6 protein-coding genes are annotated in these 8,130 nt (G+C 74.4%); 4 read left to right on the forward strand and 2 right to left on the reverse strand.

What is annotated here, in order from left to right:
- Together ACWGIF_RS36550 and ACWGIF_RS36555 are read right to left on the reverse strand one after the other, a co-directional pair.
- Nucleotides 1-643 (reverse strand): hypothetical protein (locus tag ACWGIF_RS36550; RefSeq protein ID WP_453504020.1); only part of this gene is annotated, 643 nt, incomplete at its 3' end.
- Between the two features lie 615 nt (nt 644-1,258).
- Entirely contained in the window at nt 1,259-1,807 is a 549-nt protein-coding gene (locus ACWGIF_RS36555) for a CGNR zinc finger domain-containing protein (protein WP_453504022.1), read from the reverse strand.
- 356 nt (nt 1,808-2,163) lie between these two features.
- Here ACWGIF_RS36555 and ACWGIF_RS36560 point away from each other — a divergent pair, with 356 nt between their 5' ends.
- The 4 genes from ACWGIF_RS36560 to ACWGIF_RS36575 all read left to right on the forward strand — a co-directional run bounded on the left by ACWGIF_RS36560 (nt 2,164) and on the right by ACWGIF_RS36575 (nt 8,056).
- Nucleotides 2,164-3,120, forward strand: coding sequence for a GlxA family transcriptional regulator (locus ACWGIF_RS36560; protein ID WP_453504023.1), 957 nt, complete (start codon nt 2,164-2,166; stop codon nt 3,118-3,120).
- 388 nt (nt 3,121-3,508) lie between these two features.
- On the forward strand, nt 3,509-4,507 hold the full coding sequence (gene gap / locus ACWGIF_RS36565; RefSeq protein WP_453504025.1) for a type I glyceraldehyde-3-phosphate dehydrogenase: 999 nt from the start codon (nt 3,509-3,511) through the stop codon (nt 4,505-4,507).
- A 1,660-nt stretch (nt 4,508-6,167) separates the two neighbouring features.
- A complete protein-coding gene (locus ACWGIF_RS36570; RefSeq protein WP_453504027.1) occupies nt 6,168-6,863 on the forward strand; it encodes an RNA polymerase sigma factor in 696 nt (231 codons plus the stop codon).
- A complete protein-coding gene (locus ACWGIF_RS36575; RefSeq protein WP_453504029.1) occupies nt 6,860-8,056 on the forward strand; it encodes a CU044_5270 family protein in 1,197 nt (398 codons plus the stop codon). Before ACWGIF_RS36570 ends, ACWGIF_RS36575 begins: the two co-directional genes overlap by 4 nt.
- Nucleotides 8,057-8,130: the final 74 nt, after the last annotated feature.

Consider the following 8,130-nt stretch of genomic DNA (forward strand, 5'->3'; position numbering starts at 1 on the left):
CCTGCGTACCGCCCTGAGTGTTACCCGAGCCGCCACCCTGCGTACCGCCCTGAGTGTTACCCGAGCCGCCACCCTGCGTACCGCCCTGAGTGTTACCGGAGCCGCCGCCCTGGGTGCCGCCCTGGGTGTTCCCGGAGCCGCCGCCCTGGGTGCCGCCCTGGGTGTTCCCGGAGCCGCCGCCCTGCGTACCGCCCTGAGTGTTCCCGGAGCCGCCGCCCTGCGTACCGCCCTGGGTGTTCCCGGAGCCGCCACCCTGCGTACCGCCCTGGGTGTTCCCGGAGCCGCCACCCTGCGTACCGCCCTGGGTGTTGCCCGAGCCGCCACCCTGCGTACCGCCCTGAGTGTTGCCCGAGCCGCCACCCTGCGTACCGCCCTGGGTGTTACCGCCCTTGTTGCTGTGCTTCTTCTTGTCGTGCTTGTCGTGCTTGTCGTGCTTGTTGTGCTTGCCATGCTTGGAGTGCTTCGAGTGCTTGGAATGCTTGTCCTGGGTGGCCACGCTCGTCACCGACGTGGTGGGGGCCGCCATCGCGGCGGATGCAGGCAGGAGCACCCCACCGGCGATCGCGGCAGCCGCAACAGCGGTCGCGAGGCGGAAACCTCGACGCTTCGGGCGGGTCTCGGACGTCTCGAAGTTGCGGTTCATGGTTTTTCTCCTGCTTCTGGATTGGAACCCACTGGAACGTGCTCCGGGAATTCGGGGCACCGGGAGAGGGGAATTGTTTCCACCTCGCCCTGCAACCTCTTTCCCTTTTCCGGTGAGGCCGCATAACCAGTAAGCCCAATCAGCACCGCACCGGTCACGTTCCGGAGATTCGGGACTTGACGGTGCCGGGGATACGGGTTAAACGGCACTCCCCCGCCGCCGGCGACTGGTGTGGACTCTCGCTTCTGCCGCCGGTTCTACCGCTTTGGGACCGCGCCGTCATGGGCGGCTCACCAGCACGTACGCCCCGGCGGCGGACGTGAGGCGGAGGTACAGCGGCGGACGTAACAACGGGCGGGAGGCTGTCGAAGCCGGGGTGTTCGCGGGCGCCGGGGCCTGTCGTCGGCGGTGCGTTCGACGGTCAGGGGGGTGGTCCGGGTGCGGTCGGGCAGGCAGGAGGCGATGTCGCCGTCGGCGCTGAAGGCCGGCGCCGCCGGCAGGCGGGGGCCGCGCGTGTACGGGCGGTGGAGGGCGCGGGCGGTCGTTGCCCGCAGCCTGGCCGTGCCGGTGCGGGCCGGGGCCGGGGAGGCGGGGCGGGGGCGGGGGCGGCGGGTTCTACGGGGAGGTGGCGCGCTTGCGGGCCCGGTAGGCCGCGGCCTTGATCTTGTTGCCGCAGGGGTCCATCCTGCACCACTCACGGCGCGCTCCCCGGGAGCGGTCGAGGTAGAACTGGGTGCACTCGGGGTTCGCGCATTCCTTGAGCAGGGGCACCTCCGGTCCGCTGAGGACCGTGACCGCGTCGCGGGCGACGTGCGCGAACGCCTGCTGGACGGTGGCTTCGATCCGGCGGCCGGCGGCCGTGAGCTGCAGGACGGGCGGCGGCCTGCGCGCCGCCTCGTTGACGAGGGACAGTGCCTCGTCGTCATAGCTCTGCGCGTCGATCCCGGCCCGGACCAGCTGGTAGATCGCCTCCCGCAGGACCAGCGCCCGGGCGAGGTCGGCCTCCTGGCAGTCGATCGGGCTCTCGGTGATGCCGCATTCGCTGAACCACAGGCCCAGGCTCTGCGGCGAGTCGAGCATCTCCCGCGTTCTGGGGCCTCGGCGCACTCGCAGCGTCCCCGCGAAGTCGAGTGCCGGCACTCCGGCAGGAAACGCATGCTTCATGTCACCAGTCTGACAGGTGACATTTTGGGGTGCAAGGAGCGAACCAGCAGGTTCGCCCGCCCTTGAGCAGCGGCAATCCCCTGCGAGGCCGCGGTCACGAGCCCGCAGAAACGCTGTGGGGTGCGAAGCCGGCGGAACCGGGCGGGGCAAGGCGGGACGGGCCCCGGACTGCGCGGAGCCCGTAGCCGGGGCGGGGGCAAGGCGGGGCGGGCCGCGGACTGCGTGGCGCGGGCAGCCGGCGCGGCGGGCCTTCCCGCGTCCGGCGAAGCCTCCCGGGCTTCGGGGCGCGCAGCGGGCCGCCCGCGCACGGGGGCGGGGCGTTCGGCGGGTTCCGGTCCCGGCGTACGCTCGTGCCCGTGCCAGCCTCCCGCCTCCACCGCGTCGCCGTCCTCGTCCTCGAGGGCGCGAAGCCGCTGGATGTGGGCATTCCCGCGCAGGTCTTCACGACCCGGGCGAGCATGCCGTACGAGGTGCGGGTGTGCGGCGCGGCGCCCGGGCCGGTGACCGGCGGCGACGGCCTGGCGTACCACGTGACCGACGGGCTCGACGCCCTGGCCTGGGCGGACATCGTCTTCGTCCCCGGCTACCGCTTCCCGGACCGCGAGGACCCGCCGCAGGCCGTCATCGAGGCGCTGATCGCCGCCCACGCCCGGGGTGCGCGGCTCGCCGCGATCTCGACGGGGGCGTTCGCGCTCGCCGCCACGGGCCTGCTCGACGGCAAGCGCGCCACGACCCACTGGCACTACGCACGGGCCCTCGCGGCGAGGCATCCGCTCATCCGGCTGGACGAGAACGTCCTGTTCGTCGACGAGGGCAGTGTCCTGACGTCGGCCGGTGCCGCCTCCGGCATCGACCTGTGCCTGCACATCCTGCGCGGTGACGTCGGCGTGGCCGCCTCCAACCATGCCGCCCGGCGCCTGGTCGCCGCCCCCTACCGCAGCGGCGGCCAGGCGCAGTACGTGCCGCGCAGCGTGCCCGAGCCGCTCGGCGAGCGGTTCGCCGCCACACGGGAGTGGGCGCTGCACCGGCTGGGCGAGCCCCTCACCCTGGACGTGCTCGCCCAGCACGCCGGGGTCTCGCCCCGCACGTTCTCGCGGCGTTTCGCCGAGGACACCGGGTACACGCCGATGCAGTGGGTCATGCGCGCCCGGATCGACGTGGCCCGCGAGCTGCTCGAACGCTCGCAGCGCGGCGTCGAGCAGATCGCCGCCGACATCGGTCTGGGGACGGGCGCGAACCTGCGGACGCATTTCCAGCGCATCCTGGGCACCACCCCGAGCGAGTACCGGCGCACCTTCACCCGGGGCGAGTAGCCCGGCCAAGCGGGCGCCGCGGCCGGCCCCCCATCCCCCGCGCCGCGAGCCCACCAGCCGCCGCGCCGCCATCGTCCGCCGTGCCCGCGACGGGCCCACCGTCAGCCGAGCCGCGACCGGCTCACCGTCCGCGGGCCTCCGTCCGGACACGCCACCATCGTCCGCCGCCCGCCGTCGTCCGCCGCGCCGCGGGTGGCGCCGCCGTCGTCCGCCGCGCCGCCCGCCATCGTCCGCCGCAGCGGGGGCCTCGTCCGACGCGCCGCCGCTGTCCGCCGCGGCGGCCGGGCCCGTCATCGCGTGGCGTGATCCTTTTGAACCCTGGCGATCACGCCACTGTCGCGGGCGGGCGGCGGGCGTGAACCTAGGGGGAACGAAAGGGACATCGCTCATGACTCGCATCGCCATCAACGGATTCGGCCGCATCGGACGCAACGTGCTGCGCGCGCTCCTCGAACGCGACAGCGACCTGGAGGTCGTCGCCGTCAACGACCTCACGGAGCCCGCCACCCTCGCCCGGCTGCTCGCCTACGACACCACCTCCGGCCGGCTCGGCCGTCCGGTGACCGTCGAGGGCAACGCCCTGGTCGTCGACGGCCGCCGCATCACGGTGCTCGCCGAGCGGGAGCCGGAGCGGCTGCCGTGGGCCGAACTGGGCGTCGACATCGTGCTGGAGGCCACCGGCCGGTTCACCTCCGCCGAGGCCGCCCGCGCCCACGTCAAGGCGGGCGCGCGGAAGGTGCTGGTGGGTGCGCCGTCCGACGGCGCCGACGTCACGCTCGCGTTCGGGGTCAACACCGACGCCTACGACCCGGCGCTGCACACGATCGTCTCGAACGCCTCGTGCACGACCAACGCGCTCGCGCCGCTGGCCTCGGTGCTCGACGACCTCGCCGGGATCGAGCACGGTTTCATGACGACGGTGCACGCCTACACGCAGGAGCAGAACCTGCAGGACGGCCCGCACCGCGACCCCCGCCGTGCCCGCGCCGCCGCCGTCAACATCGTGCCGACCTCGACGGGCGCCGCCAAGGCGATCGGCCTGGTGCTGCCGGGCCTGGCGGGCAAGCTGTCGGGTGACTCGATCCGCGTGCCGGTCCCGGTGGGCTCGATCGTCGAACTCAACACCACCGTCGCCCGCGACGTGACACGCGAGGAGGTCCTCGAGGCCTACCGCGCCGCGGCGCAGGGGCCGCTGGCCGGCGTGCTCGAGTACTCCGAGGACCCGCTCGTGTCGTCGGACATCACGGGCAACCCCGCCTCGTCGATCTTCGACTCCGCCCTCACCCGCGTCGAGGGCCGCCACGTCAAGGTGGTCGCCTGGTACGACAACGAGTGGGGTTTCTCGAACCGTGTGATCGACACGCTCACCCTCCTCGCCGCCGGCTGAACCACCCCGCACCCCCCGCCTGCGCCCCGGCCCGGCCGCAGGCCCGGCCGCAGGGCACGCGGGGGGGCGGTCTGTTCAGAGGCTGTCCCCTTCCGAAGTTGTCCCGTTCAGAGGTGGTCCCAGTAGCGGGCGCCAGGTGGGCGCGCACGTCGCGAATCCAGACGCCGGTGCTGCAGTGGGGCTTGCGCAGCACCGGGCAGGGCTGCGGTACAGGCGCCCGCACCAGCGCACGGTTTCGTGCGCCGCGTCCGCGAGCCCGGCGCCCCCGCCTCTTTCTTGGCCCTGCCCCTGCCTGCTCCTGCTTTTGTCCCTGCCCCTGCCCCTGCCCCTGCCCCTGCTCCTGCTTTTGTCCCGGCCCGTGTGCGGTTCGTCCCGGTCATGGCTCCAGTGAACCGGCGGCCGCGGCGCGGGCGCTGCGGTGGCCGTACTCAGCCGCCTTGCGCCTGCTGCTGCTCAGGCCGCAGCGGCGCCACTTGGGCCGCAGGCGGCCACGGCGCGGCAGGACGGCGCGGCCCCTGCCCCGCACGACCGCCCTCGCCGGTGTCCGACCGGCGGGGGCGGCCTGCGTGCGGGTCAGGCCGTTCCCCGCTCCAGGGCCGCCTTCCGGCTTCTGACGGTGCGCCACGTGGCCGGGACCGGCGGTGGCGGGGACCTCCGCTACGTGAGCGGCTTGCCCGTGCCCGCGTCGAGACCGTGACGCGTACCCGCGTCGTGCGGCCGGGGCCGGGGGCCGGGCCGGGGCCGGGGCCCGGGCCGGGGCCGGGGCCCGGGCCCGGGCCCGGGCCGGGGCATCGTGCCCGCCGGCGGCCGGTGCACGTCCTTGCCGCCGCACCGAGGCGACCGGCCGGACTGCTGCACCACCGCGGCGGCTTCAAGTACTTCGGCGTAGCACGCCGGTTGGGCGCAAGGACGCGGCGAACTGCGCGTTGCGCCTCGACGGCCGCCCGGCCCCCTTCCAGCCCGGCCTGTGCTCCGGGACGGCCCGGTCTGTGCTCCGGGGTGCTGGGGGCGGGCCTGCGCCGGCTCGGCCGCTTCGCACAGTACGACGGGCAGTGGCTGCGCGCGCCGCCGTGCACCGGGGTGGCGTCACCCTGCGGTCCGGTCCGCCGCAGAGGCCGACGCGGGGCGGGTTCTGCGCGGGCTGGATCGCCGGTGCCGTGCTGGTCATGATGTCCGCCGGGCGCTCGCGGGTGCATGGCGTGCCGGTGTGCAGGGGGCGGAGGGGTGGGGGGTTTGCCGTTCGTCTCCCGTACCGGGGTGGTCCTCGGCCGTGGCATGGTCACCCGGGGCGTTCGCCTCCGTCCTGTTCGCGTACGGGCGCACGGCCTGCGCCGGCCCCCCGGGGCGGGCGCCAGATGCGTACCGCATCCCCGGCCGGGTCGACCGGGGCGGGCGCCAGATGCGTACCGCACCCCCGGCCGGGTCGACCGGGGCGGGCGCCAGATGCGTACCGCATCCCTGGCCGGGTCGTCCGGGCGTGGGCCGCCCGGTGCCGTTTTTGTGGGCGCGGGGCCGGCGGGGCGCCCCGCGGCGACGGGAGGGCAGCGGTGGGGGCGGTGCGGGCGCCGGCGGCCGTTCGGGGCGGGCCGGCCGCCGTCCGGGGCGGCCCGCGTGATGTGGGTCACGGGAACTCGAGGGGGCGGGTCGACAGCAAGTGGGGGTGAGCACTGATCTGCGTACCCGGATACGAGCCGGGGATCCGAGCGCGTTCGGCGAGTTGTACGACAGCTACGCCCGCGCGGTCTACAACCACGCCTTCCGCCTGGCTCCCGACTGGGCCGCGGCCGAGGACGTGATGGCCGAGACGTTTATGGAGGCCTGGCGGCTGCGGCACCGCATCGACCCCGAGGGCGGGTCTCTGCGGCCGTGGCTGCTGGGCGTGGCGACCAATGTGGCCCGCGGCCACTACCGCAGCAACCGGCGTTACCGGGCTGCGGCACGGGCGGCCGCGGAGGCCGAGACCGCCCTGCCCGACCATGCCGAGGAGGTGGCGGGCCGGCTGGACGACCGGCGGCGTATCGCCGCTGCGCTGCGTGCGCTCGCGGTGCTGCGACGGCCCGAGCGTGAGGTTCTGGCGCTGTGTCTGTGGGAGGGGCTGGAGTACGCGGCCGCCGCGCAGGCACTGGGCATCGCGGTCGGCACGGTGCGGTCGCGTCTGTCCCGTGCCCGCGCCAAGCTGCGCAGACTCACCGAGGCCGAACTCGGCGGCGGGGGCGCCGTGCAGGCGGCGGACCGGGGCGCTGAAGGCCGCGCGGAGCAATCCGTGCACGGAAGAGGGGAACCCGGCCGGCCGGATCGACAGACAAGAGACGAACGTAATCATTCGATCCGGCCCGTATCGGAGGGAAACCGATGAAAGCGACCCAGTCCCGGCAGAACCCGGCCGAGTGGGAGGAGAGCGTCCCCCTTCTTCCGCAGACTGTGCGTGATCTTCCGGCGGGCCGTCATCAGTTCCACAAGGAGCGCCTGATGGCACACATCGAGCAGGATGGTCAGCGGGATCAGGGCGTCACGGCGGCCGGCCCGGACCGGCCGAAGGGCCAGGCCCGGGACCAGGGACCGGCCCGGGGCCGGGGCGAAGGCCGGGCCCCGGGCCGGGGCGAGGGCTGGGGCAGGGGCCGGGGCTTCGGCCGGGGCCGGGGGCTTGGGCTGCGTCCGGCGTTCACGCTGCCCGTGGTGGCCCTGGCCCTGGCGGGCGCGGTCATCGCCGGGACGGTGCTCAACGACACGGGCGCCGGCGGCGCGGGGCTGGCCACCGGACCGGCGCTGACCACGCAGCTGGGTTCCCCGTCCGCCGGCGGTGTGCCGCAGCTGCTGGACCGTCTCGCCCTGGTGGCCGCGCAGGGGGCCCGCTCGGGCGTCAAGCCGGGCCAGTACATCTACATCGAGTCGCAGTCGTCGAACACCTTCGTGCAGACGGTCGGCGACAAGAGCAGCCTGGCCAGCTTTGCACTGCACCGGCGCCAGATATGGCGTTCGGCCGACGGCGCCAGGGGCTGGCTGATCGACCCCGCGGTCAACGACAGCCCCAAGGGCGAGACGCTGAGCCTGCCCGACGAGAACGGCAACCGCTTCGAGGCGAGCCTCAACGGCCCGTCGTACGACTACCTGGCCGCGCTGCCCACCGATCCCGACGCGCTGCTGGCCAAGATCTACAAGGAGACCGCAGGTCACGGCACCACCCCCGACCAGCAGGCCTTCACCACCATCGGGGACCTGCTGGCCGAGAGCTATCCGCCGGCGGCGCTCTACCCGGCGCTGTTCCAGGCCGCCGCGAAGATTCCCGGCGTGGTGGTGGTCGACGACGCGAAGGACGCGATCGGCCGCCCGGGGGTGGCGGTGGCGCGGCTGGAGGAGACCAGCGGTGTCCGCGAGGAGTGGATCTTCGACAAGACGACCCACGTCTTCCTCGGGGTGCGCACGGTGCAGGTGAAGCAGGTCACCGAGGAGGGGGTCGTGATCGAGCCCGGGGTCGTCCGCTTCACCAGCGCCGTCACCCGGCGCGCGATCGTCGACGGCATGAAGCAGACCCCCGGGCAGAACGGCTGACGCCCGACGGCCCCGGGGGGGGGCCGGCATGACGCCCGGGGGCCGGCACGCGCCCGGGCGTCGGGGCGGCCCCC

The sequence above is a fragment of the Streptomyces sp. NPDC054849 genome (assembly GCF_053610945.1).

Bases quoted from the DNA above. Each gene is read 5' to 3' on its own strand.
- ACWGIF_RS36555 (WP_453504022.1), bottom strand. From the start codon at position 1,807: ATGAAGCATGCGTTTCCTGCCGGAGTGCCGGCACTCGACTTCGCGGGG.
- ACWGIF_RS36575 (WP_453504029.1), top strand. From the start codon at position 6,860: ATGAAAGCGACCCAGTCCCGGCAGAACCCGGCCGAGTGGGAGGAGAGC.
- gap (WP_453504025.1), top strand. From the start codon at position 3,509: ATGACTCGCATCGCCATCAACGGATTCGGCCGCATCGGACGCAACGTG.